We start from the raw sequence: 26,818 nt of genomic DNA, 5'->3' as shown, positions 1-26,818 counted from the left end.
ACTTTTACACTTTCCAAAGTCGGAAGTGGGAAAGCGGAGGTCGGAAATAGTTGATGCTACTAGCGTCAATCATATAGGCAATAAAGATTACGCCATCTCTGGTGTAGTCACTTTAATGTTGATGCGACAATCGATTTCCAGCAAATACTCCTCGTTGTCGAGTGCTTTGAGCTGGCGTGTCAATTGGTCTCTTTCTGCTTTGATCTCTTCCAGGCGTCTTTCCAGGTGAGAGGTATCGCTTCCGAACCTTTCGAAGGTGCTCAAAATCTGATGGTTCAAAAATTTGATCTTGTCGTTGAGCAAAGAACACAATACCTCACGTGCCTGTTGAGGAGCGTAAGTACTGTTGATTAATGTAAGTTGTTGATCTTGCATGGCTATTGTTTTTAATAACAACGCAAAGATGGGGGAAATGACCCATATCTTTTTATTTATAGTATTTACCGATACTATAACAAAAAACTATGAATCTTGTAGTTGGTTTAGAAGAAACTCTACTTGTTTCTCCCAAGTATAAGCTTGAAGCTGGGGAGGATCAATTCGCCAGGGGAGGGCACCGGAGAAAGCCCAGGTGCGGTAGGCGTGAAGGAGGAAGGTACGTAGCTGTTGGTTACTTTGTGGGTCTTCGCTAGCGTAGACAAAACCCGCGCCAGTCTGTTGTACCACTTGGCTGAGTTCGGGGTCGGATGGTCCGTGTAGGAGGGCAATGATGGGGCGGCCTGCTGAAAGGTAACTGCCTAGTTTGGCGGTCATGATGCCCCCATAATCTTTGGCCGACCAGGAGAGTAGTAAGTTGAGCTGGCTATTGCTTTGCATTGCTTGCGCCCGGGCTAGAGGCACCATGCCGTGATCGATGCTCAGGTAGCTGAGGGTATGGCGCGCTGTCCATTCCTGCCAAAGGGCACCGTCTTTGCCCGCGTAGTGCAGCTCGAGGTGGGCGGGATTGAGCTCACCTTCGTTAATAAGCTCCCGCAACAGCTGTAGTAAGGGCTCTGCCGATTGCCAACCAGGATATAAGGAACCCGTATAAGTGATGGTAAAATGCGCAGATGCCGGAGCGGTAAGGAAGCCATTGGGCAAACTAGCTAAGCCATTTCTTACCACAACCACCTTCTGATGATCCCGGCCTAAGCGCTTGGCCAGCCCGTCAGAAACGGTCGTTACGATGTTGGCCCGTTTGAGTAAGCGTTTTTGCCACCAGCTTTGCAAACCAGGCCACCATACATCGCGCCGGACGGGATCTACGGGCAAGTCGCGAAAATCAGCGATCCAGACGAGGTGAGGGTGTTTTTTCTTCAGGCGATAGGCCACCAGATGGTCGGCCCAGGGGCGGAAAGAACTGAAGAGATGGGTGATTTTTTCCTCCTCAATAAGCTTTACAGCGGCGCGATAGCTTTCCCTAATATAAGTATAACCGCCGTCGCCAGTAAACAGGACAAAGGGATAGGCGTGGTAGAGGGAGCGGAAGAAGGTATGCACCTTGCCGCTTTTTTCGCTGATTGGCAAGTGAGCGGCCTCTTCCTTGCGGCCTGCTCGCCAGCTGCGTAGATCGTTGGTGGGGATTCGTTGGATGGGTGCAGAAGCATCTGGGCTCAACGCTGCGTCCTGAGGAAAAATGGACTGATTCGCGGAAGTCTGTACCGAATAAGGTATGCCTCTTTTGGCCAATTGCCTGGAAATATGGTACCACCGCAAGCTACCGGGATGGCTGACGGGAGGGTACTTATAGGCTAGGAGGAGGAAGTGCATGGTTATTAAAGTACGGTGATATGTCTTTCCTTAGAAACCACTGACCTGGCTTACTGCTTGCTGAATAGCGGTCTTCACCTCTAAAAATGCCAAAAGCTTGGATGAGACGGTTTCCCTATATAGCATCTAAAATCTTTCTTTTTTAAATCCAAGACCATGGTTTAGCCCCCTATAAATCCGCCATATCAGGTACGCTCTTCATTGCTTCTTCTGCCATATTCCAAAAATATGATTTTTTAAGCAACGAGCGGTTCAATAAATTGGACTTACTCCATTTGGCAAAAGTTGTAGAGCCCGCCTGGTTAGTCGGACAGGAGCCTTCCGCTTTTTTCCATCTCTATCTATTGTCATTATAATCTCTTCGGGGTAGCCCGTGGCAAAGCCGTGGAAAACTTGCACACATCATGGCAAATACAGGGAGGAATATTCGACCTCGCCGAGGTCGTTTTGGTATTTCAACGTCGTTTTTCTACCAATAGGGCATCTCTCCGAGATGCTTTCGGGTGACCTCGGAGAGTCCGTCTGGCCAAGGCTTGCCGGACAGGGTCGAATATTGGTAGAAAAATGATGCAAATTCTTTGCCTGACCTCGGAGAGGTCGAATATTGTATTGTCTATATTTGGTAATCAATTGATAGCGAATATTTAACAATTCAAAGGATGTGCTTGATAAAGTCGTGTAGGGAGATTAACTCCAGCGGAGGACAGAAGGAGATGGCGCATGCCTATTCTTTTTTATAAACAGCTCTTGTCCCTGGGCGCAGCGACCAATAATAATTCATCCCACTTTCTCCCTTGTTCCACATCCGGTCATAAAGAGGATCATAACCGACAAAGGCAGTAACCGACAAAGGCTTGACCTCACAAGTATCCGTTTGGCAAGTCAGTAATTGTTGTTGAATACCCTGCATTTCGCTGGCGTATTTTTGTGGAATCCCCTGTAGGAGTTGCAAATAAGCCCTACCTATATTTGCTTCCACTTTGACAAGTTCCAGATAAGTACCAGCTCTTTTCTCAAGATTTCGATCTAAGCTTAGCCCCCCAAGGAAAAAATTCAGCCCAACGAAAATAGCAAGTGCAAGCCCTAAAGCGACACCTAAACCCGTCGGTATCCCGCCTTTTCCTTTGGAAAGGTGAGATTGGTACAAAGCAAATAACCAACCGATAACAGAAATACAAAAAATCAAGAACAATAAATCTACCACTCTTTCAGGCAGCGAAGTACCTGCCGTACCGTACATCAGCGGAAAGAGCGACAAGGGGATAAGCCCCACGCTGGCTAACCAAAGCCAAGGCTTGGTAAAAATGGTAAAATATTGATCCTTGAACAAAAAATGATGAATGACTAGCAAGCAGATTCCTACAGGCATTAGCATGCTGTTGGTTAACCATTCAATGATTAAAAAAACACTTACGCCTGCGCTTAATCCGCCTGCACGTAAGAATGATTTCCCAGCAGGATAGAGCTCCATACGAGCATAGTTACCTGGAGCAGCAAGTGCTAAAAAGCACCCTACTAAAGTCACCAAAAGTACGAAAACTACTCCTGCTGAAATCCGGCCATGCTTTCGATAACAGAAAAAACTTATGCTGCTGATTAAGACCAACAAATGTACCATGGTGATTTCGTTGGTTCCCACCGCCAGGAATGTTAAACATGCAAGTATAAAATAGGATTTTCGTCCTTTAAAATCTTCGTTGATCACTCGCCACCAGACCGTTGCAAGCAAAAGGCTTAATGCAAAGCCCAAGTGATAAATAGGGAGACAAGTAAAACGAAGTAAGCTGTCGTAAGTATTGGTAATTTGATCGAGAAATAGTAACCAACAGCTTCCACCTAAGAAAAAACCCGGTAGTGGCCGGGTGATTTTTACAAAGAAGTAGATAAGGCTTAAAGGAATCAGCAATAGAAAAATCAACACTACTAACCGAAAAGCGGCTAAATTATACCAATAGGGAAGGCTGCTTAATATCGCTGTACTGGTGTATCGGCCGCCTGTATTTTGGCACCAAAACCATTGGGTCTCCTGATAATTCAGCCCCGAGGTCATCGAGGGAAAATTCCCCAACCAATCCCATTCATGAATGCCCAGTGGATAAAGGAATTGCGTAATCCAAGCAAAAGGAAACGCCCCTAAAAACAGCAGCGTAGCGAAGGTGACCGTAACTATTCGCAGATACTTTCGGTTCACCTTAATAGCTCTTTAATAATCTCCAAATACTGCTGCGTGACAATTGCTTCACTGTATCCTTCGCAGACCAATTTGCGGCCATTGTTTCCCAGTTGGGTCAATTCTTCGGGTTTGCTGCGGTAGGCTTGTAGCATGGCTTCTGCCAGTGCGGCTGAAGAGCGGGAAGGAACCCGCCAGCCAGTTTTGCGGGGGAGGGCCAGCTCGCGGCAGCCCGGAACATCGGTAGCTATGATGGGTTTGCCCATTGACATGGATTCGAGCAGACTCCGAGGTATTCCTTCGCGGTAGCTCGCCAAGAGGACGACCTGGCTACGATCAATATAAGTGCGCACATCTTCCTGATAATCGTGGTAAACCACCCGGGGCAAGGCGATCCCTGCTTGCCAAATTTTCTCGGGAATACAGCGCGGATGCTGCGGGTCAAGTTCTCCTACCAAGAGCAAATGAGCATCGGGCAGAAGATGGTGAATTTGGTGCCAGGCATTGAACAACTCTTCGAGCCCTTTATCAATCAGCATGCGACCTAAAAAAAGGAATTGCTTGGCGGAAGCGGCTACAACTGGAGCGGTTGGCGCAAACTCGTTGACATCAATACCCGAGCCCGGGATCAATTGCCACTCGTTGGCTTTCACACCGATTTTTTGCAGGGATTCCAGGTCATGTGCATTCTGCCCGACAATGACGTTAGAGGCCGGCAAGCTATAACGATAAAGCATTTGGGTGATCTTCCTGAGCAGAACGCCATTGAGCCAGGTAGTCCCCAGCCCTGTGATGGTTGCAATAGAAGGTATGCCTACTTTTTTGGCGGCTACACTGCCGTAAATATTGGGCTTGATGGTAAAATGAAGAATGAGGTCGGGCTGTAATTCCTGGTACTTACTCACCAGGGTTCGGTACAGCAGCACATCACTCACGGGGCCATTGCCATATTGCTGCAAACTGGGTAGATCAACAAAGCGGAGCCCTGCATCTTTTAGCCCCTGTTCCTTGCCGTCGGCGGGTGCCAGTGCAATCACCTCATACCCTTCCTTTAAGAGCATTTTCCATAGACTCTTCCGAAAGTGGAAGATGTTAAATGCAGAATTAGAGACGAGGAGGATGGAGGCTTGGATGGTCGTTTCTTTAAGCGTCTGGCGAAGACAACGTTTTTTCTAAATAGTAGAGATATCTGGGGTTCAATTTCAAATTTAATAATTGACCATTAGAAAAACAACCTATCTCAAAACTCTCCGAACTTATTCTTAAATCTTGCATCGTCGCTTTCGTCGTACATCGATAAACCACTATCAGGACATCCACCTGATGGTTCATCCTGGCGGTAAACACCTCCAGCAGCTCTTCCACTTTCACTTCGATGCCCAGCTCTTCTTTGATTTCGCGCTTCAGGGCTGCTTTTACGGTTTCTCTGCGGCCAATTTTCCCGCCGGGCAGGTCCCACTCGTTGCGCTCATTTTTCAAGAGGATCACCTTGCCGTCAATAAAACATATTCCCTTTACGGAAACGGGCATCCGGTAGGCAAACAGGTCAGAGGTCAGCCAACGGCCGATGGTTCTGAGGTACAACTTTTTTAAAGGAAGCTGCATGCGAAGGACACCTTTTTTAGTTTATTTCGCTGTTGTCAAGAACAGAAAATTTCGAATTGCGACTGGTAAACTCTGGTACAATATCCTTCATCTTGCTTACCAGCTGCAACACATCTTTTTGATCCATCAGCTTCACAAGGGCCTCCATTTCTGCTTTTACTTCCTCGTAATCATTGGCCCTTACTGCTGCTTTTTGAATCTTGGGATGGTGGGTAGCAATCACCCCCTCACCATCATCGAGCAACTCTTCGTAGAGCTTTTCGCCGGGGCGCAGTCCGGTAAAGCGAATTTCGATGTCCTGCCCCGGAACCAGCCCGGCCATCTGGATCATCTTACGGGCAAGGTCCACAATTTTGACCGACTCGCCCATGTCAAAGATAAAAATTTCACTGCCTTTGCCCATCGCGCCCGCTTCCAGTACCAACTGGCATGCTTCAGGGATGGTCATAAAGAAACGGGTGACCTCCGGATGCGTAACGGTTACGGCCTGGCCTTGTTCTATTTGCCTCTTAAAAATAGGAATCACCGAACCATTAGAGCCCAGAACATTCCCAAAACGGGTCGTAATAAACTGGGTCTGATGATCGCCTCTGCTGCTGAGTGCCTGGACATAGATTTCGGCAATCCGCTTCGAAGCGCCCATGACGTTGCTGGGATTGACGGCTTTATCGGTCGATATCATGACAAACTTTTGCACCTTGTAGGCTACTGCCAAATCCGCCAGGTGCATCGTCCCTACGACATTGGTGCGGATGGCCTCGGCAGGAAAATGCTCCATGATCGGGACGTGCTTATAGGCTGCCGCGTGGAAAACGTATTCCGGCTGGTAGGTCGCAAACAATTGCTCCAACATCGCTTGGTTGCGTACATCGCCAATAACGGGCAAGAACAATTTATTCTTTACTGCTTTTTTCAAACTCAGCTCCAGTTGTGCCAGCGGCGTTTCCGCCTGGTCCAAGCCCACTAGCAAACGGGGTCCGTAAGGCAGCAATTGCCGCACGATTTCACTACCAATCGACCCTGCACAACCGGTCACCAAAACGACTTTTCCTTTGATACTCTGACTGATACCTTCCTGATCCAAAATGATCGGAGGCCGGCTCAGCAAGTCTTCAAAACGAATTTTACGCAATTGGCCCAAGTTCAGCGTACTGTTCAACCAGTTTTCCGTAGGGGGTACCTTTAGCACTTTCACCTGGTGCTCCAGACACTCATTGATAAAGGCTACTCTACGCGCTTCCGGCAACTGATTGATACCAATGATCGCGTACTTGATGTTGTACTTTTTGACAACCGAAGCAAAGGATTTTTCAGCATTATAAATCCGAACGCCATTGAGGTACTTTTTATGAACCCTGGGATTGTCATCAAAAAAGGCCATGACCCGATAATTGTGGGTCGTATTCTGTTTGAGCACATTGTAGAGCATGGCCCCCAGCTCTCCTGCACCAAAAATGACCGTATTCAAACGATTGGCGCCCTGCAAGCGAAGACGGTCAAACAGCAAGCGCAGGACAATGCGCGAGCCGCCCGCCAGAAGTAGCAGCACGAAATAGTCGACCAGAACAATGGGTAAAACCTCCTTAGGCTTAAAGGGGGTAGCCAGAAATTTGAGCAACAAAAAGAAGACCGCCGAGGAAAGACTGACGGCGTAAAAGACGTTTTTGTAATCTTTCTCCCCTACGTAGCGAACGATCAGGAGATAAGTGCGAAAGACGATAAAGGAAATGGCTCGGAAGATCAACAACAAGACGGGCCCCCAGGTGAGTAAAAGATTCAGCCGCTCGAACTCAAAATTCCCCGTCAGTAAAAGGGCAATGGTGATGGCAATGAGCGCATACACCATATCCACGCCAAAGATAAACAGCTTGGTGACGTAACCGGCCATGGGGCTAGCGCCTAAGATTGATTTTTGGGAATTGAATTTCATGGGGGGATACTGATCACTAATAGTCCTGATACAATTCATACATATTGGTACGCAGGCCAAAGTAGATGTGCTGGCTATTGGGTAAGCCCAAAGCAGGTACATCCTCGGTACGGCTTTGTATACCTAGTTGCAAGCGTAGGTTGTAAACAGGGTTGGCAAGGTACGCAATTTCTGCTCGCCAGTAAAGGAGCTTGCTCTCTACCCCACTGCCAGGAAATAGCCCGGTATCTGCGGAGCGTACATCAAAAGACTTGTAAATATTTCCACCCCAGTTGGCTTCCTTGTTTTCATCACGCCCCAGCAAAGCAGTATGCACGGCAGCCTGGCCTTGCCAGCGACCTTTGCGGTAATTGGTTTGTACTAAAATTTCCCGGAAGTTGGCCCCCAAGGGGTGCGCCAATGGCTGGTTGTAGTGCCCCCAATTGGTGATCACATCACGGTGACTGTAGGTATGTGGGCGAGCAGCGTTGTATTCGGCCCGCAAAAAGAGGTTGCGGATGCCCAGGGCATCGCCCCATTTTACCCCCAGCTGCCAGGCCAGCATATTCTGCCAAGGTCCCTTGCTCCAGTCACGGATTTCAGAAAAGGTAAACTCATCAATGGCCACCTGTCCGTAGGCTTTGATGCCGCGGCTAAACTGGTAGCTGGTATTGATGCCCATGAGGGTATTGCCACCATTGGCACCTACCGAAAATTCCACCGGACGGTACAGTATGACCGGGTTGAGAAAATTAACATCAAAACCGTAGCGATTCAACTCATCGCCCCACATGATGCCTTCAAATACGCCCATGTTCCAACGTTGGCCAATGTTTACACTCAAGTAGTGCATGGAAAGGTACTTGCGGGCAAACACTTCGTCGGCCAGCTCTACCTCCGGGCGAATATCATTCATGACGGCCCACAGGTTGACGTATTTGAGCTTACCCACCGTCGTCTCCATCCGAAAGAAAGGATAGTTGACACTGTTGTCCGACATCAACATGGAACGGTAGCCTTCCCCCAGAAACTGCTTGCCACGCCCCAGCCGTAGGTGGAAAAACTTTGCGGGCGTATAGGCGATTTCTCCCGATGCATAAGCAAAATCGGAAGCAAAATCACGGAAGCCTTTTCTAAGCCAGTAACCGGGCACCACCCTGGAGGTACCTGCTTGTCGGTTGACGTGCGCCGCAAAGCGAGCCTGGCTTTCTACCAGCGACGTATAAAAGGTAAAACGCTTGCCCAGCTGCCCTTCCACACGCAGGCCACGGCTGTTGCGGTAGGTGGTTTCGTAATCCGGGGATTCGCTTTCCTGCCCATATTCAAAATAGACGGCGGGATTGATGGTGAGCCAGTAGTCTTCGCCCTGAAAAGAAAGCAGGTTTTCCTGAAAAGCTTTGCGGTCAAACCAGTTGTTGAAGCCAGGTGCCTTGGCGATGGTATCGGCAAGCAATTCCACCTTACGGCTGTAGGGGCTCACCTCGGAGCTGCGCCAGGGCAAGATGGCGGTATGGATATTGTGCTCGCTGCGCAAGAGATCGTTCTCGTACCAGGCCCGTTCTGCCTGATTGAGCTGGATGGTGGAAAATTGGGCAGAGAGGGGGAGCTGCAGGCAGGCTGCCAATATAAACAGCGTAACCACGCGCATAGATTTACGCAGGGGATGAGCTCCGTGAGCGTGTTTTTTTGATTTCATGATTTTATTTAGATTTTTAATGGATCGCTCGGGCCACGGCCCGCTCATGTCCCCGTTCGCAGGGGTCGCCGAAGGTCGGGAGTGGACAGCCCTCGCCCAAACAAGCATATATCCGCAAACACGATAACACCAGCTAGTAGCGATCTCTCTCCTCTCTCGATCCTCTGGATCGGTCCATCCAGAGGGACACTTTTGATCGCACTAGAGGAAACAAAAACCTATCCGCAAACAGCACATCCCTAAACGATGTCCTCCTCTAGAGGAGGTGCCCGCAGGGCGGAGGTGGACAGCCCTCGCCCAAACAAGCATATATCCGCAAACACGATAACACCAGCTAGTAGCGATCTCTCTCCTCCCTCAATCCTCTGGATCGGTCCATCCAGAGGGACACTTTTGATCGCACTAGAGGAAACAAAAACCTATCCGCAAACAGGACAACATCCCTAAACGATCTCCTCCTCTAGAGGAGGTGCCCGCAGGGCGGAGGTGGACAGCCCTCGCCCAAACAAGCATATATCCGCAAACACGATAACACCAGCTAGTAGCGATCTCTCTCCTCCCTCGATCCTCTGGATCGGTCCATCCAGAGGGACACATTTGATCACACTAGAGGAAACAAAAACCTTAACCGCAAACAGCACAACATCCCTAAACGATATCCTCCTCTAGAGGAGGTGCCCGCAGGGCGGAGGTGGACAGCCCTCGCCCAAACAAGCATATATCCGCAAACACGATAACACCAGCTAGTAGCGATCTCTCTCCTCCCTCAATCCTCTGGATCGGTCCATCCAGAGGGACACTTTTGATCGCACTAGAGGAAACAAAAACCTATCCGCAAACAGGACAACATCCCTAAACGATCTCCTCCTCTAGAGGAGGTGCCCGCAGGGCGGAGGTGGACAGCCCTCGCCCAAACAAGCATATATCCGCAAACACGATAACACCAGCTAGTAGCGATCTCTCTCTTCCCTCAATCCTCTGGATCGGTCCCTCCAGAGGGACACTTTTGATCACACTAGAGGAAACAAAAACCTTAACCGCAAACAGCACAACATCTCTAAACGATGTCCTCCTCGGGAGGGACACATTTGGTAACCGCTAGTGGTCAGAATACCACTTTATTACTACACTAACCTACCCTCCAACACCCTCCCCAAACTCGCAAAGATGCGCTCAAAATCATCCTCCGTGAGGTTGGAGCCGCTGGGGAGGCAGAGACCGATATCGAAGAGGTGCTCAGCGGTGGTGCCACCGTAGTAGGCGCAATCCTGAAAGACGGGCTGGAGGTGCATGGGCTTCCACAGGGGGCGGGCTTCGATGTTGTCGGCCTCCAGGGTGAGGCGGATGGTTTCGCGGGTGAGCCCTTTGTTTTTCTCGGGATCTACGAGAATGCAGCTTAGCCAGCGGTTGCTGAACATGCCTTCTTGTTCTTCCTGAAACTGGATGTGGAAGCCTTGCTCGTTCCATTGCTGGAAGTAGGCGCGGTAACGCTCGAAATTAGCGCGACGTTGGGCGATACGTTCGTCGAGCACCTCCATTTGGCCGCGACCAATACCGGCCAGTACATTGCTGAGGCGATAATTGTAGCCCACGTGCGAATGCTGATAGTGGGGAGCCTGATCACGCGCCTGGGTAGCCAGGAAGCGGGATTGGGCGATGAGGGTTTTGTCGTTGCCCACCAGGGCTCCTCCCCCGCTGGTGGTAATGATCTTGTTGCCATTGAAACTGAGGATGCCCAGTTTCCCGAAGCTGCCACAGGGGCGACCATCCAAGCTGGCCCCCAGTGCTTCGGCAGCATCTTCGACGACGGGGATGCTGTACTTTTCGGCAATGGCCATGATCTCTTTCATCTTGGCGGAAAGGCCGTAGAGGTGTACCGGAATGATCGCTTTGATCTGCTTGCCCTGGGCCCTTTGGTCGATGATCGCTGCTTCCAGGGCCTGAGGGTCCATGTTGAAGGTGTCCGCTTCGGAGTCGATGAAAACAGGTTCGGCACCCTGGTACTTGATGGGGTTGGCAGAAGCCGAGAAGGTCATGCTCTGGCACAAGACGACATCACCCGGTCCTACCTCCAACAAGATAAGTGCCAGGTGAATCGCCGCCGTACCACTACTTAGCACAGCAGCATGGGCCACGCCTACGCGTTGGGCAAGTACTTCTTCAAAAGCATTGACGTGAGGGCCCAGCGGCGCTATCCAATTGGTAGCAAAAGCTTCGGCCACGTAGACCTCCTCGCGGCCCGACATGTGGGGGGAGGAAAGCCAGATTTTTGGTTGATGCATGGTTAGGAAGTTGGTGGAAGGGTGGAAAAGTGTAAGGGTGTAAGAGTGTAAGGGTGTTCAATCTGGTGGCAAATTAGGTTGCGCGTGGCTTTAGCCCGCCACGAGTTTTCTCCGTTCAATAAGTGCGTACTGAAGCCCGTGTAACCTGGCTAAGTAGACCTTATTCATAGCAATTTAGCCTGCCAAGAAAGCGCTAAATCCGTCGCGTCAGAAAAGCACCAGATTGTACAGCCTAGGTGTAAGGGTTAAATCATTAATTGAATGGAGGAAACGCTCCCGCACCTCGCACTCCGCACCAAATAGGGGGTTTCTTTCTGTCCTGGCGGACGTCTCCCTCACGATGGAGATTTTTTGGGATCATTACAGCTGGTATTCCTCAAGTTTATGAGCCTATTTCAATACTTCACTAGGCAAGGACGACCCTGGAAATACCAGCACATAAAAGGGTCTCCACCATCATCGCGCCGATCATAAAGCGGATCATAAAGCGGAAAGGGGAGCTTACCTGGCTTAGCTACTTGACAGGTATCACTTCTGCACTGCGCCACGGCAATATAATGCTGCTGCATATCGGATGAATAAGCACTTGCATCACCTCCTAACAAACTCAGCCAGGCGTTTCCTATGTTGGAAGATAGCTGGATACGTGACCAGTGGGATTTAGACGGGTCCCTATTAGTCTTATCGAAATAAACATCCCCGGCAAAAAGCCTGATTAAGAGGTAAGCTCCTACGAGGATGGATAATAATGGCATGGCTTTCGTTTCCGTATGCAATTGCCATTTTTTTAACAACATAAAACTTGTCAGGGTAGCGAAAAAGCAAAATTGGAAGGCGAAGTAAAGCATATCCACGATGTACTCGGGGAATAAGGTAAGGCCGGACCCATAAAACACCGGTAACCACACCATTGGCAACAACAGCAGAAGTACCCCAAGCCAAAGCCAGGGACGGCCAAAAAGACGCGTGGCAGCCAATTCCGCTTGGTAGCTCCTAACAAAAGGAAGCAGCAGGATTGCCGAAGGAATCAACAAGGTGCTACCAAGCCACTGCGCCCACAGAAAACCGCTGGCTCCTGTTGTGGCGATCAGTGTCTTTCCTAAGTCTCGAACTACTCCGGTGGCCTCTGCCCGCAGCACATTTCCTGGTGATGCGACGATCACCCAAGCACAAACGGCCAAAAAAACAGTCAGCCCCCAGATAAAAAGCGGCACCTTTTTTTGGTCTGCCCACTGTGCGACGATGTAGGCACCTAATGACAAGATCAAAAAAACAAGACTTATTTCGTTCAGCCCAGCTGTAAACCCGAAAAGAACGAATAATAGAAAGATGCCCATCTTCGAAAGCGAACCTTGTTGTCGCAATCGAATAAGTAAAGCTGCCGCCAACAAGTTACCCGCCAACCCAAACTGGTAGATGACTACTACGGTGAAACGGTAAATATCTTCGTACACACTAGTGGAAGCCTCGAAGTATAGGCTCCAAGACAAAGCTGCCAATCCAACCAATGTACCCACGTGCAAAAATGGGAACACCTGACGAAACAGATAGACCGTGGAACCCAACAACAATAGTAGGTTGCCCACAAAAAGCCAACGAAACGCCGCAAGACTATACCAACTACTGGTCAGCGAAAGCAAAAAATTACTGCTGTAACGCCCACCTAAAGTATCATACAAATGCTGTTGAATAGCGAAGTAGTCCCATCCGTCGTACACTCCTCCCCAATTACTGATCCAATCCCACTCGTGCGTGCCCAAAGGATGTACAAACAGGCAAAGAAGCAAAAATGGTAGCCACGACAATAATGAGGTAAATACGACAAGTCTTTGTCCAATCATGGCAACTGTTTTTCAGTTACATCCAAATGGTGTTGTAGTGCCGATCGTCTGACCTCAATGGTTTTCTCTAACAATTTTCTTCGATGATGACGATAAACAAGAAGAGCTCCTATTGAAAACAAGCTCCCTGTAAGACAGAAGAGCCAGCCATAAGTACGCAGAGACACACCTAACAATATAAGTACCAAAGACCAAAAGAGCAGCGTACTTCCTGGAATAGGCTGCCCATCAGGTAACATACGCCGAGTAAGCACATCTCGCATGATTCGAAGAGCACGCCACCAAGCATTATCTTTCTGCATAGAATAGGCCGAATAGGTAATATTTACGGGTACTTCCTGCCATCGCAATGTTGATTGTTTGATTTGCCAAATTAGCTCTGTAGCATGCGCCATCCGATTTTCTCGCAGACGTATTTGCTGCATGGCATGCAAGTTGAGGCCACGCAAGCCGTTGTGAGCATCACTCATCCTTACACCACAGAGAAGATGATTGAATACTATACCCATTCGCAAGAGTATTCGCCGCTTTAAGGGTACTGATGAATGGTAAGCTTCATTTAGGAAACGGCTACCCAAAACGACATCTGCATGGCCCTCCTGTAGAGGACATAATATCTTTTTTATATCGCAAACATCGTGCTGCCCATCGGCATCAAAGGTTACGATTATAGCTTCTTTTCTGAAAGTAGCTAAAGTGATGGCTGTTTGTAAAGCGGCCCCCTGACCTAAATTGATACTATGCCGTACCACTGTAAGGCACTGGTGAATGAAGCCATCCAGTGCAGGTGCATCAGAACCATCATCAATGACAAGCACCCGATAACCGAGGGCTAGTACCTCCGTAACCGTGCTAAGGAGTATGGCCGGTGCCTCATTGTAGGAAGGTATAACAATAAGAGGAGTAGAAGAATTGGTAATCGATGTATTCAAGCACCCTGTTTCTTAGCTTTTACTGTCAAATAGCGATTTTGAAAACCATGTGACAGCAAGGATGTAATTCGAAGCCAAAACTTGTCGGGATGACGCCAGTACCATCTTAATAATCCAGACCTGATATTTTTCCCTCGTTGTTCCTTGCCCCTCCATAATTTGAATGGATTATAGGATTGGATTTGCAGGTACTGATCTTCAATCACAAAGCCTGCGTATTCCAGACACTGGATAAATAATTTAGCACTAAAATCAGTAAGATGATGAGGGTTAGCATCCATCGAAGGAGTGATAGGAACGGAAGCAATGAGCATACCGCCAGGCCGAAGTAGCTTGTAAAAATGCCTAATGCACCCCTCAGGATCGGGCAGATGTTCTATAGTTTCTAGTGACACAATGCAATCAAAAAATACTGTAGGCTTGTACAAATAAACATCGGTAGCCAAATAGGAGATATTCGGTGCGTTGTACTTTTCTTTTGCATAAGCGATTGCTCTTTCCTCCATGTCAATCCCAACAACGGTATCAATACGGGCAGCTTTAGCCAACAATGCACTACCATAGCCAACACCACATGCGGCATCTAGTACGTAACCATAAGCAAACTTAGCAGCGTATTCATACCGCGCAACATGCAGCGCCAAAGTATCCCGACCTGTAGTTTCACCCGTAGCTAATAGGTCGGGGATGATGCGTTCTAGGGTATTTTGGGGGAGAGGGTGCAATGATTAATTTTAGTAGACCTTTTGCTTTCCCTCCACTTGTTCTTACTGCTTGGAAGAAAAAAGGGGGAATTTATACAGTAGATTACGAAGAGGAGGTGAAAAGCACTTAAAATACTAATTGAGCCTTATCAACATAGCTAAATGCTTCACCATGCCCAGGCCAAATCAACATTTTGGGTTGTAATACGTCAAGTATTTTATCAATGGACGCTTTGTAGGCTTTTCGACTACTGTGAGGAAATGTAACAGGGGATTTGATTCCATTTAAAATAGTATCACCCGTAAATATTAGGTCTTGGGTATAAAAACAGCATCCACCCGGACTATGACCTGGTGTCTTTAACACCTTTAGCTCAAATCCTCCAATACTTAACGATTGATTATCCTCAACATATTTAACTGGTAAATCGATTTCAAAAGTAGTGATCTCATCTATGTAAAATGACATATTTTGCTTGCTAATACCAATATTCTTAGCACATTCTGGTGTGCAATAAATATCACATTTATGCTGATGGTAAAACTGTGGCAGCCCTAAGCAATGATCCGCATGTTCATGCGTAAGTAATATTGCAACCAGTTGTTTATTGTTATTTTCTAACCATGTATTAACGACATCTACGTCAGGGCCTCCTGCATCTATCATAATGGCATTATCCGTATCATTTGATAGAATGTAGGTATTAGAACTACGATAAGCGTTAACGAATTTCTTGATTTTATACATCAAAAAAGGTGCTCAAGTGAAAACTAATACATTATTTTCCCTGCTTCGTTTCTTAAAATTGTCTCCTCATAAACAACTTCAAAAGCTTGATGATACAGCTGCGTTTTATCGGCAATGTATTTACTTACTTCCTTAATGATATCTTCCTCAGTTATCCTAACTATCATTTTCTGATCATCCCCTGAACAAGCACAATCAACCTTGAAGTTGGATTTTATCATTTGTTCAATTTCGTCTAAACTTATTCTCAAACCGTATAACTTAAGAAACCTGTTTTTTCTCCCTATGATATAGTAAGCATCATCTTCATCTCGTTTCACTATATCTCCGGTATATAAAACCCCGTGGTTTTCGTCTCCTTTGCTCAAATCTACTCCTTCTGTAGCGTATCCCATTGTGACATTAGGCCCTTCGTATACCATCTCTCCTACCTGTTCTCTATCTAGTAGTTCTTCTCCTTTGTCATTTACCACGTACAATCTCCCTTCAGGAATAGCATACCCTATACTCCCCGTCTTTTGGGTGGCTAGATGTGCGGGTAGGTAAGCCATTCTCGCGGTGCCTTCTGTTTGTCCATACGTAGCAATAAACTTTTTACCGGTTCGATCCGCAAAGTCTGCAAAGTCTTTAAACAACTGCTCCGAAAGCTTTCCTCCTCCTTGGGTAAGTAAGGTTAAGGATGGCAAATCCATCCTGAAAAACCTCAACTTGTGCAGTAATTCGAAGTTGTAAGGAACTCCCGTAAAACTGGTTGCTTTTTGTTCTTTAAGAAATTGCCAAAATGCTGGATCAAGTAGGCCTCTCTTTGTCAAAAGAATAGTGGCACCTGCATAGAGGTGGCTCACAACGACAGAAAGCCCCATTGTATAGTGTATTGGCAAAGCAGCAATTGGGCGATCTTCTGTTGATAATTCAAAAAATCGGGCTACATTTTCCGCGTTACGTTCTACGTTTTTGTAGCTATGCCGTACCAATTTAGGACTTCCCGTACTACCAGAGGTAGATAACAACATTGACAGGTCTTCATGCAAACTATAAGGAGTCAGACCTGTTGTTAAAAGCTCATATCCATAAGCGCTAAATATAGGCTCCGACTTAAAATCAAATTCGGTATCACTACTTTGCCAGAAGTAGGTAGGATGGTATTTTTCTATAAGCTGATCGAGTAATACTTTATCTATTTTACTACTCAGCAACAAAGGAACAACAGCATTGGAAAGGCTTGCAATAAATCCGGCAATAGCTCCAATTTCATTATCACAAAGAATGAACGCCAGTGTCCTTTTTTTTACAAAAGAAGAAAAGGTTTGTGAAAACGTACATAATTCACCATATGTCACACTCGCCTTACTGTCATCAATAATGGCCGTTGATGTACTGTTTTTTTCGTTTAGTCCTAAAAACATTTATTCAGCGTATTGATCAGATAATTGTGCCTCCGTCTACCTTGATTATCTGGCCTGTGACATACTTTGAAAGATCGCACCCCAGATAGACACAAGTATCAGCAACTTCAGACGGCTCACCTAAACGCCCCATGCCGATGCTATTCACACGATCACTGAATTTTTCGGTCAAGACTTGACTTAATCGTTCTGTATTAATCATCCCCGGAGCAACGGCATTGACACGAATGTTATTAACTGCCAGTTCCTTTGCGGCAGATTTGGTAAGCGAAATTACCGCTCCTTTTGTAGCTGAATAAGCCAATTGTCCACTCACTCCTTCTACACCAACAATACTGGAAATATTGATGATGGATCCGCTTTTTTGCCTTTGCATTAATCGGGAAACGAGTTGAATAAGCTGAATAACCGCTACTACATTAACTTCAAACATTTCTCGAAAATGATTAGCATTAATCATAGCCAACATCTCGTAGCTTACAACTCCTGCGTTATTCACGAGAATATCAATACCTCCGCTTTGCTTTTTAATCTTCATAATGTTCTCACGAATCGCTTTTTCGTCACGAACATCAAAATAAAGAGGGTTTACGGGTACACCATGGTTTTCACTAAGCACTTTCGCCCACTCATCTATGCCTCCTTCTTCTCTTGCATTAGCGTATACCGTAGCTCCTTCTTCGGCGTAACGTTCAGCTATAGCCTTACCTATACCTTTACTTGCTCCGGTTATTAATGCGACTTTATTCGTAAGTAGTCTTCTATCGTCCTTTTCCATTAATTAGATACTTACTTCATATTTTCCAAGAATTACTTTCCCTTCCTCGTACGACCGGAGATTTAAAAGATCTTCTGAATCCAGCATAATATCAAAGGTGTCTTCCAACTCCGTCACTAAGCTCAACTGGGTGATAGAATCCCACTTATCTAAGCTGTCCGCATTAAAGTCCTCGTTTAGCAAATGCTCATCCACTTCGAAGACTTTTGTAAAGGCTTGATTGTATTTTTCCAGATTACTCATATTTGTCTTTTGATTATATTTTTAGTTAGCAGGCTTCCTGCGGCCTACCGCTTCTTTTCTTCTCTTCCTTTAGACTGGAGAAAAGAACTTATCTGTAAAAATAATTGGATGAATCACCTTTGTTGATAAATGAATATCACAGCAAGCCCAAGAAAGTCCAGCACCAAAACCGCTCATCATAATTCTTTTCTCACCTTGATTTTGACCACCAAAATGATCCGCCAAGACCAGAGGAATAGAGTTGCTACTATTATTTCCGAAGCGATCAAGCGCAATCGGAATCTTCTCCATGGACATCTTAAGTTTTCTAGCGATTTGTTTTAAAATATAAACATTAGCCTGATGCAAAGCAAAGCAGTCATAATCATCAGGAGTTGTGTCTAGTGATGCCATAAAATCCTTCAGTAGCCGAGGTACATCTGTAATGGAAAAACTAAAGACATCCATTCCTTTCATATGGGTATCATAATCAGAACGTTCAATGCCATCGTTCCATTCTACCCTCTCAACGGGAGCATTTCTATTGCGGTAAGCGCCTGATGGCGTAATGATACTCTTGAATTTTTCTCCATTCGTCCTGAGGGCAAAATGCATTTGTTCAGAGGCAGGATCATTACCAATGAGTGTTGCAGTACCACTATCGCCAAATAACATTATCAGCGTTCGGTCAACAGGCGAAAAGGTCCGGTGCGAAGTATCTCCGGTAATTAATAGTGCCTTGCCCTTCCCTGCGTTCTGTAAAAGTGATGATACGACCTGTAGGCCATAGACAAACCCGGAACAGGCTAAGTTTAGATCGAAGCACAGGCAATCTTCCTTCAATTTTAACCGCTGGTGTAAATGAAAAGCAGTAGATGGTACTCGAAAATCAGGTTTCTGGGTAACAAATACCAGGTATTTTATCTCATCGGTATCAACATCACTTTTACTAATTAAGTCCAAAGCGGCCTCAAATCCTAAATCTGCAGCCGTTTGTTGAGGAATAGAACGATGGTAGCTGTTTACGCCTGTAACATCTGAAAATTTATCAACGACATCCTCTCCAAAGAGTGGATAAAAGCTTGATACAGGTACACGCTGAGTAGGTAGTGCTACTGAAACACCCTCTATCGAAACACTATCAATCAAACTATGAACGATCATTATTCCTATTTTAAATTTCGCGAGCTACACTCCCTTCTGCAAAAACCTCAGCAGTAATAATTATTGGCAATATTGCTGATGCCGTCACTGAAAATAGCGTCAATCCCCAGGACATTCCCTCTCCTAAGGCTGTTCCTACAACTTCCAGCTCCTTATCGCTTGTATCTTTTCCATATAAATGTGCAAGAACCAAAGGGATTGTTGCTCCCCTGGTATTCGCGAAAAGATCAAAAACACGCGGGACATTGCTAAACCGGCTTTCAACTCCCTCTACAAAAGCAACATTTGTCCTATTTCCCATTTGAGGCAATATTAATACTGACTCCTTCGAAAAAGCGTGCTTATTGCTGCTCAAAAAATGATTAAGATGGCGCGTGAATTGATTATTCAAAAAGCTCCACCAATGCTCTTCTGAGAATTGTAAATATCCCTGATTATTCTTTCGCGCATCATCTCGAAACCCTCCTTCTGCTAACATGAAAGCATCATAACCCGTTGACTCAACTCCTGTCTCAACTATAATCTCCTCCCTAGCCCCCAAATCTTTCTTTAATAATACTGCGCTTGCTGCATCTCCAAAAAACAAGGAAGAATCTTTCGAATAATCCAATTGCATACTCGTCGTATCGCCTGTAATTAGAAGTGCATACTGCTTGTTCGTCGTTGCTAAAATGGAGCTTGCCGTCTGTAATCCAATAACAAATCCGCAATCTCCTAAATTAAGATCGAAGGCAATGCAATCGATAGACAATCCTAAACGGCCGTGTAAAACGCAAGCGGTGGCCGGACCTCTGTAATCTGGTGTACTCGTAGCGACGATGATTACTCCAATTTCTTCCTTATCGATCTGTTTATCTGCTAGAATAGCATTAGCTGCAACAAATCCTAAGTCACTAGCGGTTTGCTCTTCGCTTGAAAGATATCTGCTTGAAATCCCATTGGTATCTTCCCACAAGCTCACCTTTTCTTTACCTAAACTCTCCGCGTAAGAACTAGTAGCGGCTTGGCGATCGGGAACAGCCGCCGCCATAGCTTCAATATGGATATTTTTAATTTTTACTTGTGGCATTAGATTAAGTATTGCGCAGAGAATAAACTAGATTACAGCTGCTTATGACGGAATTACTCTTGCTGGATTTCCAAAAACTGTAGTCCCTGCTTTCACTCGCTTTAAGACGACACTACCTACACCAACTACCGCACCTTCCTCTACTTTGACATTTTGTATTAATCTGGCACCTGCATTAACTACGCCCAAATTCTCAACCCGGGCATATCCGGCAAAAAAGGCAAATGAATTGACATGACAAAACCTACCGATGCTAACATCATGCCCCATAATTACAGAGCTCTGTAGAAAAGAAAAGTCTCCAATCGAGACATCACTGGCAAGCACCGAAAAAGCTTTTATTCCAACCCCCTTTCCAATTTTTACACTGGGAGAAATCATTGCAGTAGGATGAATCAAATTAATGAACGCTCCACCTTTTTCAAGAATAATTTCAACCGTTTTCTTACGGTCGTTCACATTCCCAATGCCACAAAAAAACACATCACCTTCTTCAAGTTGGTAGTTACTTACTGTACCAAGAACAGGAGGGTACCCCATTGACTGGATAGTAGATGGGCCATCACTAAGAAAGCCTTTCACCTTAAATGTGGAATCATCCTGAAAACAAAAATTCGCTAAGTCATAAATCTCCCTAGCGAATCCACCAGCACCAATAATTACTAAATTCTTCATCAATATTTATCTTAAAGAAAAGCCTCCGTCCAAAGTCAACAAACTTCCTGTCATCCAGGAAGAAGCATCCGACAATAGATAAACTCCTAGATAGGCAACATCCTGGGGCGTCCCAAACCGCCCAATGGGGTATTTTCCTTCGTGCACGGCAAGTTCTTCTGCAGTAACATGGCTATCACTCAGCAGGTTCGTATTGACGAACCCTGGAAGAATCGCGTTTACCCTGATTTGCTTACTGGATAGCTCAAGGGCAAGCGCTTTGGTGTAAGAGTTCACAGCACCCTTTGAAGCACTATAAATAGTGTTACCGACCGAAACATACTGAGAGGCTACCGATGAAATTAAACAAATGGATGCACCTGTGTTAAGCTTTCGACCTTTCAAGAGCCTTTGCACCAAAAGAGCAGTACTGTAAAAATTAACATTGAATATTTGATCAATGTGCTCTCGTTTGGTGAATTTAGCAGGCATTGACTTGATTAAACCAGCATTTAGAATTAGCCCATCCAGGCGTGAGAGACTATCTGCCAAGGCATAGACCTCTTCATCGACATCCAAATCAGCGATAAAACACTGGTGATCAGGGCCCTTGAACAACAATTCCAAGGTTTCGGCTAGTCGATCACTATTTCTGCCAGAAATGGTCACTGCCGCCCCTTGTAGCGAACACTCAATAGCCAGTGCTCTTCCTATTCCGGAAGAGGCTCCTGTCACCAAAATGTTTTTACCAGCTAAACTAAATGGACTATTCATGATTTAGTTAGCCTTTCCTCTTTTCTATTTCCGCAATTAATTCTCCTATGGTCGCAATGTTCTTGAATTCATCATTTGGAATGATGATTCCATATTCTTCATCCAACATGGCTATTAACGACAGGTTCGCAAGAGAGTCCCACTCTTCATAATCCCTGAAGGTGTCCGATTTGTTAAATTCCTTTTCTTCAACATCAAGGACATCTCTAAACGCTTCATAGAATTGTTCTTCCATTTTTAGTTATTTTTAGTGAGTTGATTTTGTTCTTTTGTTCCTGTAAAAACAGTCATGGTGGCTCCAGGTTGAGCATTGATACCTTCTTGTTTCCAAATCTTACCTACGGTTTTGAAGAGAATAACAAGATCTAAACGAAAGGAGATATGATTTACGTACCAAACATCCAGCTCAAACCGCTCTTCCCAAGATACCGCATTACGGCCATTGATCTGTGCCCAACCCGTTATTCCGGGCCGAACCAAGTGCCGTTGGTGCTGAAAATCATTGTACAACTCAAGGTACTGGACCAATAGGGGCCTAGGGCCTACAATACTCATATCTCCCTTGACGACATTAACAAGTTGGGGCAATTCATCCAGCGATGTCTTTCTCACCAATCCCCCAATTTTTGTAATTCTATCCTTATCAGGCAGAAGCTGACCAGTAGCATTTTTTTTATCCGTCATGGTTTTAAACTTGACCAGACGAAATAGCTTGCCATCTTTACCAGGACGCTGTTGAAAAAACAACGGGCTTCCTCCGTTTGCTACGGCCAACATAATCCCTACTACTAGCATTACTGGAGATAATAAAATCAAGGCAATAATGCCTATCATCATATCCAACGCTGGTTTAACTAAGTTCTTATACATTTTGTTCCTCGTATAATTCGCGCATCCCCTCCCAAATAGTCGTATTTTTGAAATGCTTCGACCAGGCCACCCCATTCTCACCCAGCTGCTCTCTTAGTGATTCATTCTGATACAAATGCTTCATGGCCTCTACTAATGCTTGTGTATCTTTTGGAGGGACTAATATCCCATTGTAATTATCATTTACCGCGTCTCTGCTTCCTGTACCCGTGGTACTAATTACGGGGACTCCCATAGCCGCTGCTTGCACCAGTACGTTGCCAAATCCCTCCCACCAAGCGGGTAAAACAAAGACATCCATTAATGATAAATATAGTGGTACGTCTGCTTGTTTGCCCACCATCAAGATGTTACTATGCTCCTCTAATTTTTCTAAAATGGTCAAATCTGAAATTTGACTTTTTTCGACAGGGCCCACAACAACCAATTTAATATTAGGGAGCACCAGAGATAATCGTTCAAAAGCATCATACAACTCCTTGATCCCTTTACGATCAATGAGTCTTCCTACAAAACCATAAACGAAATCCGTATCATTGATACCAAGTGCTTCCCGCAAACTAGCAGTAGCTGCTTTGGGCACCTGGTTCGCAGAAAACTGATCCAGCTCTATCCCATTACTGCTACCTTTATTTATTACTTTGCTTTTTTCTCTGGAAAATATAGCATGCTGCACTCCTAGTTCCTGTACAGATAAACTTATGCAAATTACCCTATGAGCCGCCCAAGAGGTCAATTTTTCCATAGCGATAAGAACCTTCCGCATAGCTCCTTTCTCGTGCTCAAAACGATAACCTCTACACGTGTAGATTCTTGTCTTTACTCCTGTCATCTTACCCGCTAAACTTCCCAAGAGCCCCATTTTGGGCGTGCCTACATTAACAATATCAGGTTGGATGCGGTAAAAATGCTTAATGATTACCCATAAAGACTTTAGATCATTGAAAATAGAAATCTCTCGATGGATCGCGACGGGTAAAAGTATCGCTCCCTCTTCCTGACAATAATTTCTGGTACGCTCGTCATCGGGGGCTATTAAATAACATTTGTACCCCAAATCTGTAAAGTACTTTAATTGTCCTTTGATGAGGACAACACTGCTTGGAGCAGTGATCCCGATGATTAGTTTTTTCTTTCTGATGAGCCTGACGTGTTTAGCTTTGTTAGATCAAAGTTGTAGTATTCTAAAACATTAGATAACTGGGTGTCATTACCTCCCCCTATGACGTTTGTATTTACTAATTTTTCGTCTTGAGAATTCCGTATGGTAAAAAAATCTTTGTTATAGGTACTGTTGGTACTGACGAGTGTTCCATTCATCAGAGACATCACTTTTAGCCACAGATCATCAGCGTATTTGCAGACGTCCATAAAAACCTTTTCATTCAATACTTCCGGGTGCATACTTCCCGGTGGGTATAAGGTACCCGCACCTCCCGTAGGTACAATCAGGTAAGATGGCTCCTTATCTGAAATGTTATGTTTCCATTTCCTGTAAGGCAGTATTTCCCCTGTTTTCTTATCAAAAACAATTCGATGAGCTCTATTCGTAACGATATTTTCAGGATAACGTTGGTGCAGATTTACTAAGTTAGCAATAGCATTATCATCATAATAGAGGTCATCATCGAATGTAATGATATTGGCATTTGGATATTCTTGAAAAACAAAGAAATATTTTTTGTGCGATCTCAGATCCCTGCAAAATTTTATTTCTAAACCTCTCTCTTTCAATGCTAGTAAACTAGTCGGCAATTTTTTATCAGGAAACTGCTCTTCTGCTAACCAAAGTATAATTTTATCAGGCTTGAAAGATTGCCTCAATAAACATTCTATGGTAATCCAGATATTATCAATGCGCGCAGGAAAAGATGTCAGAGAGACAATATATCTTTTAGATCTTTCACTGGTGTTCAAACCGGGACCTGCTGAATCCTTTGTTTTTTCGAAATAGCGAGGTACAAAAGCATCAAAAACATGTTTTAATACAATACTCATTGCCCTGTTAAGTCCTTTTCCAAATTTGCCCATAAAGTCAAAATTTGGAAGGAAAAAATATAACCTATATAATGTGTTCATTACTTACGATCTAAAATAAAATCTAACATTTTTTCGCCAACATTTTCCAGTCTAAAGCACTGACTAGCTATTCTAGCATTCCTTCCAAGTCGCTCTCTTTCTTCTGGCTTGTTCATCAATCGAGCTATTGCTAGAGTCAATGCTTCTGTATTAGCATCTTCAACAACAATACCGCTCTCTCCATTCTCCAGTATAGCCTCGTAAGGTATTGTCTCAAAACAAATACAAGCTAAGCCAGCCGTCATAGCTTCGCATAAAGCGTTAGGAAAACCCTCTAATACCGAAGGAAGAACATAGATAGAAGCTTCACAGTAGAGTTGCTGAACATCAGAGACTTGGCCCAAAAAATCAATCCTATCGCTACAACTTAGTTGCTCTGCTAACGCCTTAACTTCCGCTAGCAGTGGCCCTGTTCCAGCCATCTTCAGCCGCCAGTCTCCTTTTTCTTCGATAGCGGCAAAGGCTTTTACCAATCTCTCTGGTGCTTTTTCCCAGGCAAACCGGCCTACGTATAAAATGGTATTGGTTTTGTTAGTTTCCTTGCAAGCAAAGTGCTTAATGGCATTCGGAATAATTTCGATATTCAATCGGTTTCCAAATCTTTCCTTCTTGTAATTCGCAGCTTTAACGGTTTGAGCGATAAATCCACTGGAAGTCGGATACAAGCACTTCTTCAAAATTGGGATGGGAAACTTAAATTTATAATCGGGACTGGTTCTATCTGAGATATAAACAGGATATTCTGTTTTATAAAGCGCCAATAAAACAAGGGGACAGAACCAATCTCCAAAAGCAAGTACTACCTCGGGATTCTCTTTTTTGATTGTTTGCCTCAAGTACAATAATAATCGCGGGTAAAACTTCAGTGCACTTATCAGACCTCCTCGATGTGTAAAGGAGGGTTCAAGCAATCGTATGTCCTCATTCAATTTATAAAAATAGTCACCTGATAGACAAGAGATAAAAGTAACTACATGACCTTGCTCAGAAAAATAATTAGCAAAAGTAACTAAGGCTCTTTCTATACCTCCAATTTTTAATGAAGGAGAAATGATGCATATCTCAGACATCTCTAATTATTTCTGCCAATTGAGCTGAATTTATGAATTCTATTTCTGGCCATTTCTTCAATACTTTTGCCAACAATTCATCAAGCTGCTCAAGACTACTGGTGCTATTATCTTTACTTAAGCCTGATACATAGTTTATGCGATGCGAAGACAAAATCGCAGGTTTGCCCCAAAAAAAAGCGATACGAATACTTTCTATCGCCTTATCAACCCAATTGATTTCAGGGTTAAAAGCTGGTTCAAATACTACATTTCGAATGCTGTAGGTTTGTCCTAAATCATTGACCTGCCCCATAATCCGCCATTTAGAAACCAAGGTCTTTTGAGTTGGTCTACTGTATTGCTGAAATTTAGAGCTTTGAAAATGTTTAACTCCCAAGTCGTTGAAAATAGACTCGATATGCTCATTCCAAACGTAACAAGGAGCAATGGTTGTCTGTGACTGAAAGCCAAATTCTTTTTCAAAAAGGGTAAGCCCCTCCTGAATACTTTTTTTGATGAATAATAATTCCTGCTGGCTTTGGTAATCATAAGTGGCCATTAAATTTGACCTGTCATTATCAATACTATCATCCTTTATTGCAAAACACTTGTAGTTAAAGGCCGACAAATATGCTTTATCCTCATTTTGCAGTCTATTTAACCACCTATTTACATTCAAATGCTCCCGCGCATGAAACTGTGGATAAATAAGGCCTAGATTGATGCCTTCCTTAAACGCCCCAAGTACATTCTGATTGGGGAAATACTGCACATAGGTCTGGGCAAAATCTTCATAGCAATAAGTTTGGAAATTAGTTTTTGCTATTTTCTCAAAATCCGGATTGGCCATTACCGTATTAGCGGTAATTACAGGAGGCTTGCCTACAGCGTCTTTATGCGACTTTAGAACAGAAGTAAGAGCTTCAAGATCATCTCTACTCTCAAGGGTATCATAATGAGAAAAAGGATCATTGGCATTAATTAGATCCTTATTAAGAAGCGCCTCTCTTGTTTTTTTGTCCGGTATCCTTATCGCTCCCCAATCGTCCGACTCTACAACTAAATATTTCTTCTTAACCGATATACCTCTTAAGTTGATGATATGTTTTTTCAC

Annotated in this window: 25 protein-coding genes; all 25 read right to left on the bottom strand. The window is 44.9% G+C overall.

Annotation, left to right across the window (positions count from 1 at the left end; all coding sequences use genetic code 11):
- Nucleotides 1–87: 87 nt before the first annotated feature.
- The 25 genes from AB0L18_RS11360 to AB0L18_RS11240 all read right to left on the bottom strand — a co-directional run bounded on the left by AB0L18_RS11360 (nt 88) and on the right by AB0L18_RS11240 (nt 26,818).
- Nucleotides 88–375, bottom strand: coding sequence for a hypothetical protein (locus tag AB0L18_RS11360; RefSeq protein ID WP_367392707.1), 288 nt, complete (start codon nt 373–375; stop codon nt 88–90).
- Between the two features lie 87 nt (nt 376–462).
- A complete protein-coding gene (locus AB0L18_RS11355) occupies nt 463–1,749 on the bottom strand; it encodes a hypothetical protein (protein ID WP_367392706.1) in 1,287 nt (428 codons plus the stop codon).
- 724 nt (nt 1,750–2,473) lie between these two features.
- A complete protein-coding gene (locus AB0L18_RS11350; protein WP_367392705.1) occupies nt 2,474–3,670 on the bottom strand; it encodes a DUF6056 family protein in 1,197 nt (398 codons plus the stop codon).
- 266 nt (nt 3,671–3,936) lie between these two features.
- The gene (locus AB0L18_RS11345; protein WP_367393149.1) at nt 3,937–5,040 is read right to left on the bottom strand and encodes a glycosyltransferase family 4 protein; all 1,104 of its coding nucleotides are present in this window, start codon (nt 5,038–5,040) and stop codon (nt 3,937–3,939) included.
- Nucleotides 5,041–5,062: 22 nt separating this feature from the next.
- Nucleotides 5,063–5,524, bottom strand: coding sequence for an NUDIX domain-containing protein (locus AB0L18_RS11340; RefSeq protein WP_367392704.1), 462 nt, complete (start codon nt 5,522–5,524; stop codon nt 5,063–5,065).
- A gap of 16 nt (nt 5,525–5,540) precedes the next feature.
- Complete coding sequence (locus AB0L18_RS11335; protein WP_367392703.1) at nt 5,541–7,454, bottom strand: polysaccharide biosynthesis protein; 1,914 nt, start codon at nt 7,452–7,454, stop codon at nt 5,541–5,543.
- Nucleotides 7,455–7,470: 16 nt separating this feature from the next.
- Entirely contained in the window at nt 7,471–9,129 is a 1,659-nt protein-coding gene (locus AB0L18_RS11330) for a hypothetical protein (RefSeq protein WP_367392702.1), read from the bottom strand.
- 1,124 nt (nt 9,130–10,253) lie between these two features.
- Nucleotides 10,254–11,411 carry a DegT/DnrJ/EryC1/StrS family aminotransferase gene (locus AB0L18_RS11325; protein ID WP_367392701.1) on the bottom strand — a complete coding sequence of 386 codons (1,158 nt, stop codon included), beginning with the start codon at nt 11,409–11,411 and terminating at the stop codon, nt 10,254–10,256.
- A 395-nt stretch (nt 11,412–11,806) separates the two neighbouring features.
- Complete coding sequence (locus AB0L18_RS11320) at nt 11,807–13,252, bottom strand: hypothetical protein (RefSeq protein WP_367392700.1); 1,446 nt, start codon at nt 13,250–13,252, stop codon at nt 11,807–11,809.
- The gene (locus AB0L18_RS11315; protein WP_367392699.1) at nt 13,249–14,184 is read right to left on the bottom strand and encodes a glycosyltransferase family 2 protein; all 936 of its coding nucleotides are present in this window, start codon (nt 14,182–14,184) and stop codon (nt 13,249–13,251) included. Before AB0L18_RS11315 ends, AB0L18_RS11320 begins: the two co-directional genes overlap by 4 nt.
- On the bottom strand, nt 14,181–14,909 hold the full coding sequence (locus AB0L18_RS11310; RefSeq protein ID WP_367392698.1) for a class I SAM-dependent methyltransferase: 729 nt from the start codon (nt 14,907–14,909) through the stop codon (nt 14,181–14,183). The genes AB0L18_RS11315 and AB0L18_RS11310 overlap by 4 nt, the downstream gene beginning before the upstream one ends.
- A 106-nt stretch (nt 14,910–15,015) precedes the next feature.
- Nucleotides 15,016–15,636, bottom strand: a complete 621-nt coding sequence (locus AB0L18_RS11305; protein ID WP_367392697.1) for an MBL fold metallo-hydrolase — start codon at nt 15,634–15,636, stop codon at nt 15,016–15,018.
- 23 nt (nt 15,637–15,659) lie between these two features.
- Nucleotides 15,660–17,042, bottom strand: a complete 1,383-nt coding sequence (locus tag AB0L18_RS11300) for an AMP-binding protein (RefSeq protein WP_367392696.1) — start codon at nt 17,040–17,042, stop codon at nt 15,660–15,662.
- A 16-nt stretch (nt 17,043–17,058) separates the two neighbouring features.
- A complete protein-coding gene (locus AB0L18_RS11295; protein WP_367392695.1) occupies nt 17,059–17,820 on the bottom strand; it encodes an SDR family NAD(P)-dependent oxidoreductase in 762 nt (253 codons plus the stop codon).
- 3 nt (nt 17,821–17,823) lie between these two features.
- Nucleotides 17,824–18,063 carry an acyl carrier protein gene (locus AB0L18_RS11290; RefSeq protein WP_367392694.1) on the bottom strand — a complete coding sequence of 80 codons (240 nt, stop codon included), beginning with the start codon at nt 18,061–18,063 and terminating at the stop codon, nt 17,824–17,826.
- Nucleotides 18,064–18,132: 69 nt separating this feature from the next.
- Nucleotides 18,133–19,206 (bottom strand): 3-oxoacyl-ACP synthase III family protein, encoded by a 1,074-nt coding sequence (locus AB0L18_RS11285; protein WP_367392693.1) that lies wholly within the window; start codon nt 19,204–19,206, stop codon nt 18,133–18,135.
- Nucleotides 19,207–19,216: 10 nt separating this feature from the next.
- Nucleotides 19,217–20,275 (bottom strand): 3-oxoacyl-[acyl-carrier-protein] synthase III C-terminal domain-containing protein, encoded by a 1,059-nt coding sequence (locus tag AB0L18_RS11280; protein WP_367392692.1) that lies wholly within the window; start codon nt 20,273–20,275, stop codon nt 19,217–19,219.
- Nucleotides 20,276–20,317: 42 nt separating this feature from the next.
- Complete coding sequence (locus AB0L18_RS11275) at nt 20,318–20,950, bottom strand: NeuD/PglB/VioB family sugar acetyltransferase (RefSeq protein ID WP_367392691.1); 633 nt, start codon at nt 20,948–20,950, stop codon at nt 20,318–20,320.
- A gap of 6 nt (nt 20,951–20,956) precedes the next feature.
- Nucleotides 20,957–21,703, bottom strand: coding sequence for an SDR family NAD(P)-dependent oxidoreductase (locus AB0L18_RS11270; protein ID WP_367392690.1), 747 nt, complete (start codon nt 21,701–21,703; stop codon nt 20,957–20,959).
- 7 nt (nt 21,704–21,710) lie between these two features.
- Nucleotides 21,711–21,938, bottom strand: a complete 228-nt coding sequence (locus AB0L18_RS11265; protein ID WP_367392689.1) for an acyl carrier protein — start codon at nt 21,936–21,938, stop codon at nt 21,711–21,713.
- A gap of 2 nt (nt 21,939–21,940) precedes the next feature.
- The gene (locus AB0L18_RS11260; protein WP_367392688.1) at nt 21,941–22,573 is read right to left on the bottom strand and encodes a sugar transferase; all 633 of its coding nucleotides are present in this window, start codon (nt 22,571–22,573) and stop codon (nt 21,941–21,943) included.
- On the bottom strand, nt 22,566–23,660 hold the full coding sequence (locus tag AB0L18_RS11255; RefSeq protein WP_367393148.1) for a glycosyltransferase family 4 protein: 1,095 nt from the start codon (nt 23,658–23,660) through the stop codon (nt 22,566–22,568). Before AB0L18_RS11255 ends, AB0L18_RS11260 begins: the two co-directional genes overlap by 8 nt.
- Nucleotides 23,661–23,695: 35 nt before the next feature.
- A complete protein-coding gene (locus tag AB0L18_RS11250; protein ID WP_367392687.1) occupies nt 23,696–24,604 on the bottom strand; it encodes a hypothetical protein in 909 nt (302 codons plus the stop codon).
- 47 nt (nt 24,605–24,651) lie between these two features.
- The gene (locus AB0L18_RS11245; protein ID WP_367392686.1) at nt 24,652–25,722 is read right to left on the bottom strand and encodes a glycosyltransferase; all 1,071 of its coding nucleotides are present in this window, start codon (nt 25,720–25,722) and stop codon (nt 24,652–24,654) included.
- Nucleotides 25,715–26,818, bottom strand: coding sequence for a polysaccharide (de)acetylase (locus tag AB0L18_RS11240; RefSeq protein WP_367392685.1), 1,104 nt, complete (start codon nt 26,816–26,818; stop codon nt 25,715–25,717). The genes AB0L18_RS11245 and AB0L18_RS11240 overlap by 8 nt, the downstream gene beginning before the upstream one ends.

It is taken from the genome of Lewinella sp. LCG006 (assembly GCF_040784935.1).
In the GTDB taxonomy this organism is placed as follows: Bacteria; Bacteroidota; Bacteroidia; order Chitinophagales; family Saprospiraceae; genus Lewinella.
The sequence above is the reverse complement of the archived record's forward strand: the minus strand, read 5'-3'. Positions and strand labels throughout refer to the sequence as shown.